Here is a 20,669-nt window from a genome sequence, read left to right as displayed (position 1 = left end):
AATATATGAATAGTATACTAGTGTATATACACTTAAGGGGGAGTTTTTATGGATAATAGGGAAAAAATTAGGAAGATGATGTTTGCAGCTGTTTTAATAGCAATTTCAATTATCATTCCAACACAATTTGGTTTTTTAAGAATAGTTATAGGACCATTTACAGCAACTATAGCATCACATGTACCAATGTTTTTAGCAATGTTAATAGCTCCAGAAGTAGCAATTGCAGTAGGAGTAGGGTCTGCAATTGGTTTCTTTATAACAATTCCATTAGTAATAGCAGCTAGAGCAGCAATGCATATAGTAGTTGGATATGTTGGAGCATTAATAATTAAAAAAGATAAAAATTTTAAAAAGGCAATTGCAATTACAGCACCTATACATGGAATATTAGAGGGACTAGTAGTTATTCCATTTGGATTTTCTGTATATCAATTTGTAGTTGTTGTTGCAGTAGGGACTATGATACATCATTTTGTAGATGGAGCAATTTCATATGCACTAGCAAATGCATTAGCAAAAGCTAGAAGAAAAAAACTATATGATGTATTCACTAGTGAAGTAATATAATAATAAGTATAAAAAGGAACTGGTATATATTAATATCAGTTCCTTTTTATACTTAATAAACTTCAGTTAATTCATTTGACTTATTTTTGGGTGGCATACATAGAAATGATAAGGCAATAATAGTTAATAATAAGCCTACTAATGATAATATAGTTGGAATCTCTGAAAAGAATAACATTCCTAAAAGCATAGCAGCTATAGGTTCGCCTCCAGCAGCTAGAATAGATGTTTTTCCAGCTTCTATGTAAGTTAAGGATAATGTATAAAGCACATATGGTAGCACAGATGTAAATAATGAGTGTAAAAACATAAATATAGAATGGTTAACTGGTGCTACCATTACAAAGTCTTTAAGTATATTCCAATCAGTAAATGGTAGTAAAACAAATTCAAGTGTTAATAAGCTATAGAAAGTAATAGTTAATGCTTCATATCCCTTTCCCATTGCAATTTTAGAAATTATACTATAAAGTGCATAAAAAAATGCAGATAATATTCCTATTAAAATTCCGCTTACTGACCATTTCATTCCAGTAGTACTTTCTAAAATACCACTTGCAAGTAGGCATCCTAAAATTGCTAAGGACATACAACTTATTTTATGGAAAGTAATTTGCTCTTTAAAAAATATAGCAGCTAGAAATACTACGAATATTGGAGATAAACTAAGTAATACGGCTGCTAAGGATAGTGATAATTGATTTACTGATGCATTATAGCAAAAGTTTAGCCCAAGCATACAAAAGATACCTGTTACTATAAAAATCCAAGCATCCTTTAATTTTATTTTTAGTAATGATTTATCAAATATTAGAATTCCAATTAATAATATAAGTAAAGCAAGCAAAGCTCTTGAAGATATTATAGTGTAACTATTTGCTCCGAAATAACTTAATTTTCTAACAAATATACCTGCAGATCCCCATAAACCTCCAGAAATTATAGGAAGCAGAAATTTGATTTTTTTCATATGAATAAACTCCTTTATTATAGATTTGTATAAATGATATACTTAAATTATAAATATTTAATCTTACTAAAGCAAATTTATAAAAATATTAGCATTTTCATTCTAAAGTGATATAATTTTAAATTAATGGAAATAGTTATATTATCAAGATATTTAAAGGAGGAACTATGGAGAATACATCGCTTATATTAGAAGGTGGCGGCATGAGAGGCGTTTACTCTGCTGGAGTACTAGATTTATTATTAGATGAAAATATTCATATAAAATACTGTGTAGGGGTATCAGCTGGTGCCTGCAACTGTGTTTCTTATATTTCTAAGCAAAAGAAGAGAAATTATAGGGTTAACATAAATTATATTAAGGATAAGAGATATTTAAGTTTTAGTAACTTATTTAAAACTGGATCAGCTTTTGGTATGGATATGTTATTTGATATAATACCTAATGAATTAGAGCCCTTTGATCATGAAAGCTTTATAAATTCAGGAGCAAAGTTTTTTATAGGCTCTACCAATTGTAAAACAGGGCTGCCTGAGTTTTATAATATAAAGGATTTTAATGAAGATGGTTATGATGCGTTAAAGGCATCTATTTCTTTACCTTTAGTTGCTAAGATTATTGATTATGATAATAAAAAGCTTTTAGATGGAGGAATTTCAGCACCAATACCAATTCAAAAAGCTATAGATGACGGAATAGAAAAGCATGTAGTTATATTAACTCAGCATAAGGGATATAGAAAAAGCAAAACAAAGATAATGCCAATAATAAAGAAAAAATATAAGGAGCATCCAGGGCTTATAAATGCTATGGAAAATAGATATAAAATATATAATGATACATTAGATTTATTAGATAAACTAGAAAGTGAAGGAAAATGTTTTGTTATAAGACCAACTATTCCTTTAAAAGTAAGTAGATTTGAGAGAGATAAAAATAAACTTGAAGCAATATATAATAGGGGCTATGAGGATGCTAAAGCTCTTGCAGAGAAACTTAAGAAATTTTTAGAAGCTTAGATAAATTATTTAAATACATATATTAAAATAATATAAGAAGGTTATTTTAATAATTGTAATTGAAAGGAGATGGGGAGAAAAATGAGAATATTCCATATGGGAGATTGGCATATAGGTAAGCTTGTAAATGGATTTTATATGACAGAAGATCAAGAATATATATTAGAAGAATTATGTAAGGCTATAGAGGAAAAAAAGCCAGATGTTCTTTTAATTGCAGGAGATTTATATGATAGATCTGTACCACCTGTTCAAGCAGTTGAATTATTAAATAGATACTTAAGAAAAATAGTTAAAGATTTAAATACAAAAATAATAGCTATTGCAGGAAATCATGATAGTAATGAAAGAATAGATTTTGCAAGCTCACTACTATGTGATAGTGGCTTATATATTTATGGGAATTTAAAAAGACATATAGAAAAGATAACCTTAGAAGATAAGCACGGAAAAGTCAATTTCTACCCTATACCTTATGCTGATGTTCCAGTTGTAAGAGAATTATTTAAGGATGATAATATAAAAAATTATGATTTATCTATGGCTAAAATAATGGAAGAAATAGATAAAGATTTCAATAGTAATGAGAGAAATATAGCAATTGCTCATGGATATATTACAAAAGTAAATGAAGAAGGAATAGAAAAATTAGAGGAAAGTGAATCAGAAAAGCCTTTATCTATAGGTGGAACAGATTTTATAAGTCATAAGCATTTCGAAAGATTTAATTATACTGCTCTTGGACATTTACATGGGCCTCAAAAAGTAGGATGTGAAAAAATAAGATATTCAGGCTCGCTTATGAAGTATTCTTTTTCAGAGGTTAATCAAAGAAAAGGAATAACTATAGTTGATATAGATGAAAATGGTGAAGTTAATATTGAAATCTATGATTTAAAGCAAAGAAGAGATTTTAGAGTTAAAAAAGGAACTTTAGAGGAATTATTAAAAGATTATAAGAATGAAAATAATGAAGATTATATAAAGGTAATATTAGAAGATAAGGGTGAGATATTAGATCCTATGGCTAAGCTTAGAGCAGTTTATCCAAATGTTATGGAGCTTATAAGAGAAGAAAAGCTTTCAAAAAGATCTAATAAGGAAGTTTTGGCAAATGACATTAAGAAAAAGTCAAAGGTTGACTTATTTAAGAGTTTTTATAGTGAAATAATTGGAGAAGAAGTAGCAAGTGAAGAAATAGAAATTATGGAGAAAATAATAAGCAAGGCTGAAAGGGGAGAAGAGTAATGATAATTAAAAAACTTATAGTATCTGCTTTTGGACCTTATGCAACTGAGCAAGAATTGGATTTTGAAAGTTTCTTAAGTGATAAAAATATGTTTGTTATTACTGGTAATACAGGAGCAGGGAAAACAACTATATTTGATGCTATAAATTTTGTTTTATATGGTGAAGCAAGTGGTAGTGAGAGAGATGGAAAATCATTGAGAAGTGATTTTGCAGAGCCTTCAACTAAGACTGAAGTTAAGCTTTGGTTTTCTTTAAGGGGAAAGGAATATTATATAAAAAGATCTCCTCAATATTTTAGACCTAAGCAAAAGGGAGAAGGTTTTACTGAAAGTAAGGCAGAAGCAGAGCTTATATATGATGATAAAACTATTACTGGATCAAAGGAAGTTACAAGACAAGTAGAAGAGATTCTTGGAATAACATCAGATCAATTTAAACAGCTTGTTATGATTCCACAAGGTGAATTTAAAAAGCTACTTAATTCTGATAGTGATAAGAAGGAAGAAATATTTAGAAAAATATTTGGAACTAAGATTTTTTCTGATATTCAGCAAAATATAAAAAATGAAGCTAATAATTTAAAGAAATCCATAGAGGAAGTTTTAAGAGATAGAGAAAATAGAATAAGATCTTTTAAATTAAGAAAAGATGATACTTTACTAAGGGCTCTTATTTTAAATAAGGATTTAAATGTTGAATTAATACTAGAAGAATTTAATAAATCTATAGAGCGTGATAAAGAAGAAGAAAAAGCTTTAAAAGAAAAAAATGATAATCTGAAGCTTAAATTAGAGACTTTATCTAAAGAATTAGTATTAGGTAAAGAAGTTAATAAAAAGTTAGAAACCTTAGAAAGGTATAGAAAAGACTTTGAAGAATTAAATGCTTTAAAGGAAGAATTTAAGCTTAAGGAAGAAGAATTAAAATATGCTAAGAAAGCTGTTACAGCATTAAACTATGAAGAAAAGTATAATGAAAAAAATAAAGCTTTAATAAGAATAAAAAATAATTTAAGTGCAAGCATAGAAAGAGTAAATAAACTTAAAATTGATTTAGAAAAGGCTGAAGAAAACTTTAAAAAAGAAGTAGAAAAAGAACCTTTAAAAAATGAACTAACAAAAAAGTTAGATGAAATAATAGGTTTAAAGGATAAAACTTTAATTTACAAGGAAAATAGTGAAAAATTAACCTTATTAAAAGTATCTTATGGAAAAATTAAAGAAAGAATAGAAAAGATTAAAAAAGAGATAGAAGAAAATTCTAAATTAGTAGTAAAAATAAATGATGAAATTGCTATAATACAAAATTTAAAAGAAGAAGCTTCAAAATTAAATATAGAAGAATTAAATTATAAAAATAAAGAAGAAAAGTTAAATTCTCTTAAACTTAGTTTAAATAAGTTAACTAATGAATTATTAAAAGAAGAGAAATTAAAAAATGATTATGAAGTGTTAAATAATATTTATATAAATAAAAGAAATATTTATGAAGCTTTAGATGAAAGCTTTAGAAGAAATTTAGCAGGGATTTTAGCTAAAGATTTAGAAGAGGGGAAAGAGTGTCCTGTTTGTGGATCGAAGGCTCATCCTAAGGTTGCTATATTAGAAAATAAGGATATAAGCGAAGATGAGGTTAAAAAAGCTAAATTAGAAGAAGAAAAATCAAGAAAAGATATGGAAGCTTCATTAACAAGTCTTACTAAAATTAAAGCTGAAATAGACTCTTTAAAAAATGATAATATCAATAAGTTATTTAATGAAATATTTAATGAGGAATTAGGAGATATAGCATTAAATTTAGAAAAAGTATGTGAAGAGTTAAATTATACATCTAAAACTTTAAATAGTATTACTTTAAAGAAAAAAGAAATGGAAAGCAGAATATTAAAAGAAGAAGAATTAAAGAATAAAAAAATTAATTCAGAGAATTTAAATGATGCTTTAAGAAAAGAATTAGAAAATAAGAGTGAAGAACTTTTACTTAGAGAAGGTGAAGTTAAAACTCAAGAAGCAAACTTAAATAATATAGTAAATGACTTTAAGGGCAATATAAAAACTATTGAAGAATTAAACTTAGAAGAAAAAGATATCAATAATAATCTTAAAATTTTAAAGGAAGCTTATGAAAAATCAGAAGCATATTTTAAAAATGTACAAAGTATTTTTGATAAGGAAAATGGAAATAAAGAAACCTTAGAAAATATGAAAAAAGAAGCTAATAGAGAGAGAGAATCTGCTTTAGTAGAATTTAAGGAAAAAGTTTTATCTTTAGGCTTTAAAGATTATAAGGATTATATAAGTAAAAGAAAAAAAGAAAATGAAATTGAATTAATAGAAGAAGAAATTAAAAAATATAATCTAAATTTATCTAATTCACATAAATTATATAGTTTATCATTAGAAGAATGTAAAGATTTAAAGATTATAGATATAGCTTTAATAGAAGCTTCAATTAAGGAAGTCAATAAAGAAAGTGAAGATATAAATAATCTTATTAAGGAAGTTTACTCTAAAATAGATCAAAATAGCAAAACTTTAGAAACTTGCTTAGAATTTAATAAAAAGATAGTACAAGAAGAAGAAAAATATAAAACAATAGGTAGATTATCTAAAATTATAAATGGAGACAATCCAAGAAAGATAAGCTTTGAAAGATATGTTTTAGCAGCTTATTTTGAAGATATTATAAGTGCAGCTAATATAAGATTTTCTAAAATGACAAATAGTAGATTTGAACTATTAAGAAAAGAAGAACTTGGAGATAAAAGAAAAGGTCAAGGACTAGACTTAGAAGTTTTTGATAATTACACAGGAAAATCAAGAGATGTAAAAACCTTATCTGGTGGAGAATCCTTTAAAGCTTCCCTTGCAATGGCTTTAGGTCTTGCAGATGTAGTACAAAGATATTCAGGTGGAATTCAATTAGACACTATATTTATAGACGAAGGATTTGGAACATTAGATCCAGAATCTCTAGATATAGCTATAGATTGCCTAATTGACCTTCAGGATAATGGAAGAGTAGTAGGGGTAATCTCTCACGTTCAAGAATTAAAAGATAGAATAGATGTGAAATTAGAAGTTACATCTACTAACAAAGGAAGTAAGGCCGAATTTAGAGTTTAGATATTGACAGGGACAGTAGTTAATTTTGTGTAAAAACAAAACTAACTACTGTCCCCTTATTAATATAATGCCATTGTTTAATTATAAAAGTATTTATTCAGAAACTACACTAATTCTTTCTTGAATATGGTTTCCTTTTGTTGCTTCATCAATCATAGCAATAGCGTAATCAGAATAACTAATAACACTTTGACCTTTAGAATTTAAAGTTAATTCTTCACCGGCAAGAATGTATTTTCCCGTTCTTTCACCATCAGCTTGAAAATCACCTGCTGGAGAAATATAAGTCCATTTTACGTCGTTTCTTTGACGAAGTTCTCCTAGGGCTTTAGCCATAGCATTAGCTAAAGGCTTGAAGATATCAGGGAAATCAGCGCCATCTGATACAGTAAGTGTGTGTTCAGAATTTACAAATAAACTTCCAGCACCTCCAACAACTAATAAACGAATATTTGTACCACTTACTAAATCACAAAGTTTCTTTAAAGATGTGCTATGAAGTGGAAGAGTTTCTTCTGTCCAAGCCCCAAAAGCATCAATTACAACATCAAAACCAGATAAATCCTCTCTTGTTAAATCAAATAAATCTTTTTGAATATAATTCTTAGCTACACTTTTATTTTCTCCTCTTGCAATAGCTGTAACATCAATACCTCTTTCAACAGCTTCTTTAACAATAAGTTTTCCTGCTTTTCCATTTGAACCAATAACTACAATTTTCATTTTAATCTCCTCCTTTTTGTTGTAACAATCTTTATTACAATAATAGCTTATATCTTTTGAGTTGTAATGTCAATAGTTACAATGAAAAAGTTTTTGATATTATTTTTTATAAAAAAACACGCCCATATAGTATTGAGCGTGTTAATAATTTATATTATTTTTTTCTTTTAGGATATAATACTGAGTATCTTTCATTACATCAGCTAAAGTTATTCTCTTAAGTTTTTCTTCTAAAGTATTTTGAATTTGTGTTAATTTAATATCTAGAACATTATGGATATTTCTTCCTACTGGACAATTTTGGTTTGGATTTTCATGGAAATGAAATAGCTGTCCATTATCAATACATTCAACTGCATTGTAAATATCAAAGAATGTAATTTCTTCTAATGGCTTTGAAATAGAAGCACCACCACTACCTCTTTGTACTTCCACTAATCCTTTAGATTTTAATTGAGATAGTATTTTTCGTATTATAACAGGATTAACATTTACACTTGAAGCAATAAAGTCACTAGTGATTTTATAATCTTTTTGAAATATATAAATACAAGAAAATATATGAATAGCAATAGTAAAACGGCTTGAAATTTGCATAAGTACTCCTCACTTTCTTATCTTTACAAAGATTATAATTAAGAACTAATGTGATGTCAATTATTACATTAATTCTTTGTTATATGTTATTTTATAATCTTCTATTTGTTTATTTAGGTAGCGATAGAGAAAACTGTGATATCTGTATTTTAATTTCTAAACAGTTCATTTCGATACTTAGCTGGTGAAATAGACATTTGTTTTTTAAAGATTTTTATAAAATAAGAAATATCTCCAAATCCCACTTCGTAAGCTATATCTGTAATTGATAGGTTTGTATTAGAAAGCAATAGAGCTGCTTTTTCAACTCTAAAGTTATTAATATATTGGGTACAAGTTTTTCCAGTTTCATTTTTAAAGAATCTTAAAAAGTGATATTCGCTGTATTTTGCTATGTTTGCTAGTTCTTTAGTTGAGATATGAGATTTATAATTAGTTTGAATAAATTTTATAACTTCCTTTAATTTTTCAATTTTAATCAAATTATTGTAATTTTCATTTTCTATTTTTATAGTAATATAATTTTCTTTAAATAATAAATAAAATATATTTAAAAGATAGGATTTAATTGCTAATTGATAACCGTACCCTTTTTCTTTATAAGATTTTGCTAATAAATTAAATGAATTTATTATATCACTATAGCTAGAATCATTAAAAGTAATTAAGTTTTTGAAGAATAATTTGTTTTGGAGTATTGGATTTATAAAATTAATTTGAGAATAATCTAGATTATTTCCTTCAATAAGAGAAAGATTAAAAACTAAAGCAATAAAAGAAATTTTGTCATTGTCATTTCCCATCATATAATGAATAGCACCTTTAGGAATAATTATAAAATCATTAGTAGATATTTTGAAGGTTTTGAAGTCTATACAAATTTCGCAGTTTCCTTCAATAACATAAATAAATTCCATTTCATCATGCCAATGAGAATAGAAATCTGAGGAGCTTTCATATTCTACAGAATATAATTCTAAAGGTAATTGAATATTTCCATGATTAACTTGTTCTTTAAGATTTAAATAACTTAAATTATCCATAGTAAAGTTGTACCCCTTTATATATTTAAATAGCAATATAGTCATATATATAAGCAATTTTAACCGAGTAATTTAGCTTTAATAACAGTATAATACAAAAAGAAAAAGATTTCATTATGAAGTTATAAAGTTAATTATGGAGGATATATGGATATAAAAATAACGAGTGAATTAAAGAAAATAACATGGCCTATTTTTGTAGAAAGTGCCTTATTATCACTTTTAGGAAGCGTAGATATTTTGATGCTTGGAAAATATTCTGATAATGCTGTAGCTGCTGTAGGAGTTACCAATCAGATAATTTGGATGTTAAATTTAATCTTTGCAATAATAACAGCAGGAACATCTATTTTAATATCACAATATATAGGAGCAAAAAGTGATAAGAAAACTATAATACAAGTTGCAGGAATATCTGTTGGATTTAATGGACTTATAGGTGCTATATTGAGTATTTTAATGGTTATAGGTGGTACTAATATTCTTAAATTTTTAAATAGTCCAACTGAAGTACTAGATCTTGGGCTTCAATATTTAGGTATAGTTGGAGGATTTATATTTATTCAAGCTATAATTATGACCTTTACAGCAATATTAAGAGCTCATGGTCTGACTAAGTCTTGTATGAATGTAACTATAACAATGAACCTGGCAAATGTTGTGATGAATTATATTTTAATATTTGGTAAATTTGGATTTCCTGAAATGGGGGTTGCAGGTGCAGCAACAGCAACTGTTTTAAGTAAATTTATTGGATTAATAATATTAGGAAAGCTAACTTATGAATTGATTTTTAATAAATTAACTATAAGTATGTTTAAGCCTTTTCCTAAGATTCATTTTATAAATATATTAAAAATAGGGATTCCATCAGCTGCGGAACAAATTTCTTATAATTTATCTCAATTAGCTATAACTAGTATTATAAACTTAGTGGGGGTTACCAGTATAGCAGCAAAAAGCTATGTTGGAACTATAATTTGTTTTAGTTATATATTTTCATCGGCAGTTGGACAAGGTACTAGTATTTTTATAGGAAGATTTATTGGAAATAAAGATGAGAAAAATGCATTTAAATTACTTATATATTCTTTAAAAAGAGCTTTAGTGGTTTCTATAATAATGAGTTGTATTGTAGCAATAGTAGGAAAAGGAATACTTGGATTTTTAACAAATAATGAAGAGATAATTTCTATTGCAATAAAAATATTTTTAATTGAAATAATATTAGAACCAGGAAGATGTATAAATATAGTTGGAATAGGTGGTTTAAGAGCAGCTGGAGATGTAAGATTTCCTGTATATATAGGGGTTTTTTCTATGTGGATATTTGGTGTTGGATTATCTTATCTTCTAGGATTAAAGCTAGGTCTTGGATTAATTGGTGCTTGGATAGGATTTACAGTTGATGAGTGGTTTAGAGCGATACTTGTATTAATTAGATGGAAAACAGGAAAGTGGAAAGGAAAATCCTTTGTTATAAGTAAGTAAAAAAGAAATAAACATTATATTCCTTGCTCTGTCGCATGCGTTCCAAGTCACCGTCATACAATGTTTATCTCTTTACAAACTGAAGGAAGGAAATTATAAAAATATTATTCAAAGGGTAAGATTTTTATAATTTCCTAGAGAATAAAATATAATTAAAAAATTTTTAATTAAAGTAACTAATGTTACCGAGTTATATAGAAAATCCTTATATAATGAATTCATAAAGTAAATAAATATTTGAATTATCAAGGAGGGTTTTCTTAATGGAAAATAAGATGTTTTGTTTCCAATGTCAAGAAACAGCAGGATGTACAGGATGTACACAATTTGGAGTTTGTGGTAAATCACCAGATTTAGCTAGAATGCAAGATCTATTAGTATATACAACAAAAGGATTATCAGAGGTTACAACTAGACTTAGAAAAGAAGGAAAGGAAATTTCAACTGAAATTAACCACTTCATTACATTAAACTTATTTACAACTATAACTAATGCTAACTTTGATGATGAAATATTCTATGAAAGAGTTAGAAGAGTTTTAGAAATAAAGGAAGACTTATTAAATAAGTTATCAAATAAAGATGGATTATCAGAAGCTGCATTATGGACAGCTACTACGAGAGAAGAGTATGATGCAAAATCAAAAGAAGTTGGGGTATTAGCAACTAAAGATGAAGATATAAGAAGTTTAAGAGAACTTATAACTTATGGATTAAAAGGTTTATCAGCATATATGAAGCATGCTAATGAATTAAGCTATGACAATGAAGAAATAAATGCATATATGCAAGAAACTTTAGCTAAATTATTAAATGATAATTTAACAGTAGATGAATTAGTTGCAATAACTTTAGAAACAGGTAAGGTTGGGGTAGACGGTATGGCTTTACTTGATAGTGCTAATACTGGAACTTATGGACATCCAGAAATGACTAAAGTTAATATAGGAGTTAGAAATAATCCAGGAATATTAGTTTCAGGACATGATTTAAAGGATTTAGAACAATTATTAGAGCAAACAAAGGGAACAGGAGTAGATGTTTATACTCACTCAGAAATGTTACCAGCTCACTATTACCCAGCATTTAAGAAATATGATCATTTTGTAGGAAACTACGGAAATGCATGGTGGAAACAAAAAGAAGAGTTTGAAAGCTTTAATGGACCAATTTTAATGACAACAAACTGTATAGTACCACCAAAGGATAGCTATAAAGAAAGAGTATTTACAACTGGAGCAGCTGGATTCCCAGGATGTAAGCATATAGATGGTGTTGATGGACAAGCTAAAGATTTCTCAGAAATAATTGAACTTGCAAAAACTTGTAAGGCTCCAACAGAAATAGAAAATGGAGAAATCATTGGAGGATTTGCACATAATCAAGTAATGCAACTTGCAGATAAGGTTGTAGATGCAGTAAAATCAGGAGCTATTAAGAAATTCTTCGTAATGGCAGGATGTGATGGAAGAGCTAAGTCAAGAAATTACTATACTGATTTTGCGAAGGCTTTACCAAATGATACTGTAATATTAACAGCAGGTTGTGCAAAATATAAATACAATAAATTAGACTTAGGTGACATTGGTGGAATTCCAAGAGTTTTAGATGCAGGACAATGTAATGATTCATATTCATTAGCACTAATAGCTTTAAAACTTAAAGAAGTATTTGAATTAGAAGATATAAATGATTTACCAATAGCCTTTAATATAGCCTGGTATGAACAAAAAGCTGTTATAGTATTATTATCATTACTATATCTTGGAGTTAAGAATATCCACTTAGGTCCAACATTACCAGCATTCCTTTCACAAAATGTTGCAAAAGTATTAGTTGAAAACTTTGGAATTGGTGGAATAACAAACGTAGAAGATGATTTAAAAATGTTTTTAGCATAATATAAACTTAAAGTGACTGTAGTTCAATGAAAAATTAAAAATTAATGAAAAAACTCCTGCGGGAGTTTTTTTCTTTCCTTCAGTTTCTGAAGGGATAAACATTGTATGAGGTTGACTTGAAGAGTATGCAACAGAGGCAGCAATATAATGGTTATCTCTTTTTTTATTCTTTAGACCAGTTATAAAATGTTACCCTGTGAATAACATTTTTATAATTTCTGACATTCAGTTTGTGTAAGTTTTAAAATATCATAGCAAGGTGACTTGGAGCTGTAAGGCGGAACCTGGATATGATACTTTAACACTTTTTTATAATAGATTTTTTTTGTACTATTTGATAAAGTTAATGATATAGAATAAATTTAAAATAGATATAAAAATAAGAGAGGGATATAAATGTTAGAAGTATTAAAAAATACTTGCTTTTTTAAGGGAATTCCAGAAGTTGAAATAGATAATATTTTAAAAAGTGAGCTTTATTTAGTTAGAGATTATAAGAAAGATGATGTAATTGCTAATCAAGGAGAAAAGTGTAATAGTTTATCTGTAATACTTGAAGGAAAGGCAGTTATACAAACAATATATGAAAATGGTAAGGTCCTAACATTATCTAAATTTAATGTTAGTGATGTGTTTGCAGAAGCACTTTTATTTTCAAAAGATAGAGAATATCCTGCAACTGTTATGGCAGTTGAAGATTGTAAAGTTCTATCATTTCCTAAAAATAGTGTTTTAGCAATAATGCAAAAAAATACTAGATTTGCAGAAAATCTTTTAGAACTACTTTCTCAAAAAGTAGTAATTTTAAATAGAAAAATAAACTTAATAGAGCTAGATTCTATTAGAAGAAAAATATGCAAAATTCTTTTAGATAACTATAAGAGAAATGATAGCTATGTTTATAAAATAAAGTCAAAAAAAGAACTTGCAGAAGAACTAGGAATACCTAGACCATCACTTTCAAGAGAACTTATTAAAATGAAAGATATGAGGATAATTGATTTTAATTTAAAAGAAATTAAAATTATAGATTTAGAAGGATTAGAAGACGAACTGTTTAAAAACTAGGCAGGCTTTAAAACTATAGTTTACCTAGTTTCTTTTTGCTATATATAAATTGTAAAGAGATAACAATACTTTTATAATATACAAATATTATAAGTTAAATGAGATTTATGAAGTTTAGAATATTAAACAAAAATAAATAAAAAATTTTGGAAGATATTAAAGTAATAAAATAGCATATAATAATATAAAGACTATATACATATTATCTAATATATGGTAGAATTATACTATAATTTATTTAATGTGCTGAGACATTTATAAAAAGCATAAAAATAAGGAACAAACTTATTTTTGTGCTTTTTTTGTTTTCTAAATTTTACTGTTTTAGTACTGAAAGTAATAATTAATATTTGATTAACTAAATATTTAATTTTTACTTTCTTATAAAGGAAACTCACTACTCACATTCGTTCGTAGGAGTAAGTTCCTCTAACTAAATCAAAGATTTTATAAAGGAAACTCCTTCTCCTAACGTCGAATGAGTAAGTTCGAGTACCCAAATATAAAATTTGGACTCTCACTTAAATTGACAAAGAACATTTGTAAGGATAAAATTATATTAAATTTTTTATAGAAAATAATGGATAATAGGAGTTGATATTATGAAAGCAATTTTAACAGTAATAGGAAGAGATAAAGTTGGTATTGTTGCAGGTGTAAGTAATGAATTATTAAGATTAAATATTAATATTTTAGATGTAAATCAAACTATAATGGACAAGTATTTTACTATGATTATGATGTTAGATTTAAAGGAATCTAATTCAAGTTTTGATATTATTAAAAATTCATTAGTATCTAAAGGTGAAGAATTAGGAGTTGAAGTAAAGATTCAAAGAGAAGAAATATTTAATTCTATGCACACTTTATAAAATGTAGGATACGGAGGTTAAAAAATGAATAGTAATAATATTTTAGAAACAATAAAAATGATAGAAGAAGAAAAACTAGATATAAGAACTATAACTATGGGAATATCTTTATTAGATTGTATAGATTCAGACGGAGATAAAGCAAGAGAAAAAATATATAACAAGATAGTAAGTAGTGCTAAGGATTTAGTTAAGGTTGGTAAGGAAATAGAAAATGAATTTGGGATTCCAATAGTAAATAAAAGAGTTTCAGTTACTCCAATATCTATAATTGCAGGTGCAACGGATGAAGAAAATTACGTTAAATTTGCAGAAACACTAGATAAAGCTGCTGAAACCTTAGGAGTAGATTTTATAGGTGGATTTTCAGCTTTAGTGCAAAAGGGTTATACAAAGGGAGATAAAATTCTTATTAATTCAATTCCAGAAGCCTTAGCTAAAACTAGTAAGGTTTGTTCCTCGGTAAATGTAGGATCATCAAGATGTGGAATAAATATGGATGCAGTTAGAGAAATGGGAGAAATAATTAAGAAAACTGCTGAATATACAAAGGACACAAAGGGATTTGGATGTGCAAAACTTGTTGTTTTCTGTAATGCAGTAGAAGATAATCCTTTTATGGCAGGAGCTTTCCATGGAGTTGGAGAAGCAGACAAAGTAATAAGTGTTGGAGTAAGTGGACCAGGAGTTGTTCAAAGAGCCTTAGAAAAAGTTAAGGGTGAATCTTTTGATGTAGTAGCTGAAACTATAAAGAAGACTGCATTTAAAATAACAAGAATGGGACAACTTGTAGCAAAGGAAGCATCAGAAAGATTAGGAGTACCTTTTGGCATAGTGGATTTATCATTAGCGCCAACTCCAGCAGTAGGTGATTCTGTTGCTCATATTTTAGAAGAAATGGGACTTGAAGTAGTAGGAACTCATGGAACAACAGCAGCATTAGCATTATTAAATGATGCTGTTAAAAAAGGTGGAGTTATGGCATGTAGTCATGTTGGTGGCTTAAGTGGAGCATTTATACCAGTTTCTGAAGATGCAGGAATGATAGATGCTGTATTAAAGGGATCTTTAAATTTAGAAAAGTTAGAAGCTATGACTGCGATTTGTTCTGTTGGACTAGATATGATTGCTGTTCCAGGAGATACACCTGCAGAAACTATTGCAGCTATGATTGCAGATGAAGCAGCAATTGGAATGATTAATAATAAAACAACAGCTGTAAGAGTAATACCTGCCCCTGGATGTAAAGTTGGTGATTTAGTGGAATTTGGAGGGCTTTTAGGGACAGCTCCAGTTATGCCTGCAAATAAATATTCATCTTCACTATTTATAAAAAGAGGGGGAAGAATACCAGCACCAATACACTCGTTTAAGAATTAAGAATGTATAATTAAGAATGTAAAATTAAGGAGGTTTTGCACAGCAAAACTTAAATTTAATTGGTGCAAAGCACACTTTATTTAAAATCCGAAGGATTTTTTCCTTAATTCTACATTCTACATTTTTAATTTTTCATTATGAAAATCCTAGTGTAATGAAATATAGTTTTTAACTGTTTCTAAAACAGAATCATCACCAACATATACTATAATATCATCTTCATTTATTATGAAATATGGTCCTGGTGATAAGAACATATCTCCATTTCTCTTAACTGCAATAATTGTAGCTTTTGTGTTGTGCCAAAAGTCTAGTTCTCCAATACTTTTACCTACAGCAAAACTATCTTTTTCAACTATGCTTTCAAAGGGAATTATTGAACCTACATTTCTAAGTTGAGTAGCAAATTCTATTATAGAATTAATGTTTTTTTCTAGTTTAGAATCTATTTCTTTTCTCTTTTTTATTAAATCAAAGGTTTCGTTATTTAAATATGTAAAATCAGATTTAGTTTTAAATTTATTTAAAAATTCTTTAGCAGAATTTTTACTATTTATAATAATACCGCTTTTTTCATTAATGGTAACAACATTCATATCTTTTAGCAAAGCTAAAGATCTTCTTATAGTTTCAGGAGATACATTATATATACTAACTAAAGTTGTTCTGCCTGTTATTCGTTCTCCCTCGATGAATTGATTATTTACTATTCTATGAGCTATATCTACAGCAATTTTGATATAGTTAGGTGTTTTAGTTTGTTTAGACAAAGTTATCCACTCCTTTATATTCAAATTCTAACATAGAAAAGAGGAAAGTAAAACTATTATAAAATCTACATATTAAATAAAGAATTTACTAAATAAAGGAATATTTATCAAGCTAAAAGTAGATAATTTCAATATAGAAAGATTTAACTATTATACTAATTATTATAATGAAGACGAGTTTATTGAATTTAAATTTTACTTAATTTATAATTAGTTGATTAGTTTAAATAAGAGGTATTTTATGGAGAAAGAAGATTTAGTACTAGAAAAAGAGATTTTACTAGAAAAAAGGCAGAAAATAAATGAAGAACTTTCAGATAAGATGAAAAATTTTCAAATTATAGATAAAAAGCTTAAATATCTTATGAAAGAAGCTAAAGGAAGCTATAATCAAGAAAAAGAAACAACAGAAAAAATTTATTCTGTATTAAAAAAAGATATAAATAAATATGAGGAAGCAATTAAAACTCCTTATTTTGGGAGAGTAGATTTTAGGGAAGCAAAAGGGCAAAAAGAAAGTATATATATTGGAAAACAATCTATAAGTTCAAGTCAAGATGGAGAAGAAATAGTAGTTGATTGGAGAACTCCAGTTGCAGATCTTTATTATAGTGGAACAGGGGGAGAGGCATATTATAAATCTCCTAATGGAATAGTAGAAGGTAACTTGTCTTTAAAAAGAAAATTCTTATTTAAGGAAGATTCTCTAAAGGATGTATTTGATGAAGGTATAAATGAAATTATATTAAAAAGCGGTTTAGAAGAAGCAGATTTAGTAGATGAATTTTTAAAAATTAACTTAGAAGAAAGTAGGGGGAAAAAGCTAAAAGAAGTAGTAGCAACTATTCAAAAGGAACAAAATGAAATTATAAGATGGCCTAAAAATCTTCCAATTATAGTCCAAGGTTCAGCTGGATCAGGAAAAACAACAGTTGCATTACATAGATTAGCATATTTAATCTACAGATATTCTGAAACAATAAAAGGAAAAGATATTCTAGTTTTAGCACCAAATAAATTGTTTTTAGATTATATTTCAGAAATTCTTCCTAATCTAGGTGTAAATGAAGTAAATCAAACTACATTTGAAGAATTAGCTTTAAAACATTTAAAGGGTAGAATTAAGATTAAAGGAAAAGATGAAAAGTTAAAATATATTATAGAACAAAATGATATAGAAGAATGTAGATTTATAATAAATTCATCTAAAGTAAAAGGAACATTAATATTTAAAGATATTATAGATAGATATATTTCTTTATTAGAAAGTGCATCCATAGATATAAAAGATATTATTATTGAGGATTATATTTTATTTAATAAAAGAGAAATAATGAGATTATATTTAAAGGATTTAAAAAGCTATCCAATAAATAAAAGAAAAGATGAGATAAAAAGATATTTAAATTTAAAAATAAAAGAAAAAATAGAATTACTTTGCATACAAGTAGATTTAGATTGGGCTCCTAAAATAAAAGAAATAAAATCAAGTTTTGAGGATTCTGATGAGAGAAGAAAAAAATTAATTGATGTTTATTCTAAAAGGGATACTATAAAGGAAAATATAAAGAATAACTCTAAAAGGGTAATGAATGATTACTTTAAAAATTGGAGAGGAATAACATCAAAGGACATATATTATAATTTATTTGAAAATGAAGAATTCTTTGAAATAGCTACATTGGGAAAAATTCCAAAGGATCTTTATGATTTTATGAAGAAAGAATTAAAAGAAAATAATAAAAATGGATTAATTGATGAAGATGATTTAGCACCTCTTTTATATATAAATATGATTTTGGAAGGTGTTGAAGAAAAACAAAAATATTCACATATAGTTGTAGATGAAGCTCAAGATTATAATCCATTTCAAATTTACTTAATAAATAAGTTAACAAAGGGAAATTCTTTAACATTAGTTGGAGATATTGCACAAGGAATATACTATTATAAAGGAATAAGGGATTGGCAGGATATAGTTGATAAAGTTTTTGATAGTAAAGCTACATTTATTCAATTAACTCAAAGTTATAGATCAACAGTTGAAATAATAGATTTTGCTGATAAAGCTTTAAAAACTCAAAATTTAAATTTAAAAAATGCAAAACCTGTGTTAAGGCATGGTGAAGTACCTAAAATCATTAAATGTGAAAGTGAAAAAGAAGGGGCTTTAAAAATAAATGAAATAATAAAAGAAATTAATGAAAAAGGGAAAAATAGTATAGCTATTATTACTAAAACCTTAGAAGAAGGGAAAGAATTAGAAAAATTACTTAAAAAAGAAGCAAAAATAAAAATATCTCTAATAAAAGGGAATGAAAAAGAAAATAATGATGATATAGCAATAATTCCATCATATTTAACTAAGGGATTAGAGTTTGATGCCACAATAATCTATAATCCAAGTGAATTAAATTATAAAGATAATATATTAGATCAAAGGCTTTTATATGTTTCATTGACAAGAGCTTTACATTATGAATATATTATAGAAATTAATAATCTAACTAAAATGATATAGATTAAAACTAGTAAATAGTCGAATTTTATAATTGTTTGAAGAATGACACTATGGTAAAATATTACTATGATGGAAATGGTGAATTGAAATGGAGGTAGGGATATGATACAGGAAAAATTAAAAGATAAAATTTACTGGGTTGGAGTAAAAGATCCTGATTTAAAAGTTTTCGATATTATAATGGAAACTAAAAAGGGAACAACTTATAACTCATATGTAATTAATGATGAAAAAGTTGCAGTAATAGATACAGTTAAAAATGGTTTTTATGAAGAATTCAAAGAAAATTTAGTATCAGTAATTGGTAATAGGGATGTTGATTATGTTATAGTACAACATACAGAATTAGACCATAGTGGAACTTTAATTAAATTAATAAATGATTATCCTAATGCAAAAATCGTTGGAACAAAGGCTGCTATTACCTACTTGAAAAATATTTTAAATAGAGATTTTGATTATATAGAAGCTAGAGAAGAAATTAATCTTGGAGAGATAACACTTAAGTTTATTACAGCTCCAAATTTACATTGGCCAGATACTATGTTCACTTATATTAAAGAAAGAAGCTTATTATTTACATGTGATTTTACTGGATCACATTATTGTCCAGAAGGGACTATAACTTCAAGCTTAGATGAAGATTATTTTGTTGAAATGAAGTATTATTTCGATTGTATAATGGGACCATTTAAAAGATTTGTATTAATGGGACTTGATAAGATTAAAAATTTAGAGATTGATTGTATAGCAACAAGTCATGGACCTGTTCATATGAGAAATATTGAGAAAATTTTAGAACTTTATAGAGAATGGGCTACTGAAGAGCCAATAGATAATAAAAAAGTAGAGATATTTTATATTTCAGCTTATGGAAATACTGAAGAGATGGCTAATTTCTTAAAGAGAAAAGTAGAAGAAAAAGGATATAAAGCTGGAATAACAGAAATAACTTCTTCTTCATTAGAAGAATGTGTTAGTAAGATAGAAAAAGCAAAAGGATTTATGATTGGGTCTCCAACAATAAATCAAGATGCTGTTAAACCATCATGGGACTTACTTTCAGTAGTTAATCCTATAATTAATAGAGGTAAAGCTGCATTAGCTTTTGGATCATTTGGTTGGAGTGGAGAAGGCGTGAAAATGCTTACTTCAAGACTTAAAGATTTAAAATTTAAAGTTGTAGATCCTGGAATATCTTTCTGTTTTGTACCATCAGAAGAAGATTATAAAAATGCTGAAGAAACAGTTAATAGTTTTTTAGAATTAATGTAATAAAATAATAACAAAGGGAGCTGTCGCATTAGCGGATAAAAAATTCGCTAGCGAAGCTCCTTTCTTTTCATTTACAATGGATTGATTGTATAT

16 protein-coding genes are annotated in these 20,669 nt (G+C 27.1%); 11 read left to right on the top strand and 5 right to left on the bottom strand.

Translation table 11 applies throughout. The features are described 5' to 3' along the window. The first annotated feature begins 48 nt into the window (after positions 1 to 48). Positions 49 to 570 carry an ECF transporter S component gene (locus H9660_RS11820; RefSeq protein WP_191750583.1) on the top strand — a complete coding sequence of 174 codons (522 nt, stop codon included), beginning with the start codon at positions 49 to 51 and terminating at the stop codon, positions 568 to 570. Positions 571 to 622: 52 nt separating this feature from the next. On the opposite strand, the gene H9660_RS11815 is transcribed toward H9660_RS11820, so the two are convergent. Continuing rightward, positions 623 to 1,540 (bottom strand): DMT family transporter, encoded by a 918-nt coding sequence (locus tag H9660_RS11815; RefSeq protein ID WP_191750582.1) that lies wholly within the window; start codon positions 1,538 to 1,540, stop codon positions 623 to 625. 167 nt (positions 1,541 to 1,707) lie between these two features. Between H9660_RS11815 and H9660_RS11810 the strand changes: the two genes are divergently transcribed. The 3 genes from H9660_RS11810 to H9660_RS11800 all read left to right on the top strand — a co-directional run bounded on the left by H9660_RS11810 (position 1,708) and on the right by H9660_RS11800 (position 6,935). Beyond that, positions 1,708 to 2,559 (top strand): patatin-like phospholipase family protein, encoded by an 852-nt coding sequence (locus tag H9660_RS11810; RefSeq protein WP_191750581.1) that lies wholly within the window; start codon positions 1,708 to 1,710, stop codon positions 2,557 to 2,559. Positions 2,560 to 2,640: 81 nt separating this feature from the next. Beyond that, complete coding sequence (locus tag H9660_RS11805; protein WP_191750591.1) at positions 2,641 to 3,807, top strand: exonuclease SbcCD subunit D; 1,167 nt, start codon at positions 2,641 to 2,643, stop codon at positions 3,805 to 3,807. After that, positions 3,807 to 6,935 (top strand): SbcC/MukB-like Walker B domain-containing protein, encoded by a 3,129-nt coding sequence (locus H9660_RS11800; protein WP_191750580.1) that lies wholly within the window; start codon positions 3,807 to 3,809, stop codon positions 6,933 to 6,935. The genes H9660_RS11805 and H9660_RS11800 overlap by 1 nt, the downstream gene beginning before the upstream one ends. 93 nt (positions 6,936 to 7,028) lie before the next feature. On the opposite strand, the gene H9660_RS11795 is transcribed toward H9660_RS11800, so the two are convergent. The 3 genes from H9660_RS11795 to H9660_RS11785 all read right to left on the bottom strand — a co-directional run bounded on the left by H9660_RS11795 (position 7,029) and on the right by H9660_RS11785 (position 9,298). Beyond that, positions 7,029 to 7,658 (bottom strand): NAD(P)-dependent oxidoreductase, encoded by a 630-nt coding sequence (locus tag H9660_RS11795; RefSeq protein ID WP_191750579.1) that lies wholly within the window; start codon positions 7,656 to 7,658, stop codon positions 7,029 to 7,031. Between the two features lie 141 nt (positions 7,659 to 7,799). After that, positions 7,800 to 8,255, bottom strand: coding sequence for an Rrf2 family transcriptional regulator (locus tag H9660_RS11790; protein ID WP_191750578.1), 456 nt, complete (start codon positions 8,253 to 8,255; stop codon positions 7,800 to 7,802). Positions 8,256 to 8,404: 149 nt separating this feature from the next. Then, entirely contained in the window at positions 8,405 to 9,298 is an 894-nt protein-coding gene (locus H9660_RS11785; protein WP_191750577.1) for an AraC family transcriptional regulator, read from the bottom strand. Between the two features lie 147 nt (positions 9,299 to 9,445). On the opposite strand from H9660_RS11785, the gene H9660_RS11780 reads away from it, so the two are divergent. The 5 genes from H9660_RS11780 to H9660_RS11760 all read left to right on the top strand — a co-directional run bounded on the left by H9660_RS11780 (position 9,446) and on the right by H9660_RS11760 (position 16,010). Beyond that, complete coding sequence (locus tag H9660_RS11780) at positions 9,446 to 10,789, top strand: MATE family efflux transporter (protein ID WP_191750576.1); 1,344 nt, start codon at positions 9,446 to 9,448, stop codon at positions 10,787 to 10,789. Positions 10,790 to 11,052: 263 nt separating this feature from the next. Beyond that, positions 11,053 to 12,690: a hydroxylamine reductase gene (hcp, locus tag H9660_RS11775; RefSeq protein ID WP_191750575.1), complete on the top strand. Its 1,638-nt coding sequence runs from the start codon at positions 11,053 to 11,055 to the stop codon at positions 12,688 to 12,690. A gap of 396 nt (positions 12,691 to 13,086) precedes the next feature. After that, positions 13,087 to 13,758: a Crp/Fnr family transcriptional regulator gene (locus H9660_RS11770; RefSeq protein ID WP_191750574.1), complete on the top strand. Its 672-nt coding sequence runs from the start codon at positions 13,087 to 13,089 to the stop codon at positions 13,756 to 13,758. Between the two features lie 602 nt (positions 13,759 to 14,360). Then, positions 14,361 to 14,630: an ACT domain-containing protein gene (locus H9660_RS11765; RefSeq protein ID WP_191750573.1), complete on the top strand. Its 270-nt coding sequence runs from the start codon at positions 14,361 to 14,363 to the stop codon at positions 14,628 to 14,630. A gap of 24 nt (positions 14,631 to 14,654) precedes the next feature. After that, the gene (locus H9660_RS11760; RefSeq protein ID WP_191750572.1) at positions 14,655 to 16,010 is read left to right on the top strand and encodes a PFL family protein; all 1,356 of its coding nucleotides are present in this window, start codon (positions 14,655 to 14,657) and stop codon (positions 16,008 to 16,010) included. 146 nt (positions 16,011 to 16,156) lie between these two features. On the opposite strand, the gene H9660_RS11755 is transcribed toward H9660_RS11760, so the two are convergent. Beyond that, on the bottom strand, positions 16,157 to 16,780 hold the full coding sequence (locus H9660_RS11755; RefSeq protein ID WP_191750571.1) for a GntR family transcriptional regulator: 624 nt from the start codon (positions 16,778 to 16,780) through the stop codon (positions 16,157 to 16,159). Between the two features lie 241 nt (positions 16,781 to 17,021). On the opposite strand from H9660_RS11755, the gene helD reads away from it, so the two are divergent. Beyond that, positions 17,022 to 19,301: an RNA polymerase recycling motor HelD gene (gene helD / locus H9660_RS11750; protein WP_191750570.1), complete on the top strand. Its 2,280-nt coding sequence runs from the start codon at positions 17,022 to 17,024 to the stop codon at positions 19,299 to 19,301. Between the two features lie 102 nt (positions 19,302 to 19,403). After that, complete coding sequence (locus tag H9660_RS11745; RefSeq protein ID WP_191750569.1) at positions 19,404 to 20,576, top strand: FprA family A-type flavoprotein; 1,173 nt, start codon at positions 19,404 to 19,406, stop codon at positions 20,574 to 20,576. Positions 20,577 to 20,669: the final 93 nt, after the last annotated feature.

The sequence above is a fragment of the Clostridium gallinarum genome (assembly GCF_014836325.1).
Lineage (GTDB): Bacteria > Bacillota > Clostridia > Clostridiales > Clostridiaceae > Clostridium > Clostridium gallinarum.
This window is presented reverse-complemented; position numbering and strand designations above follow the sequence as displayed.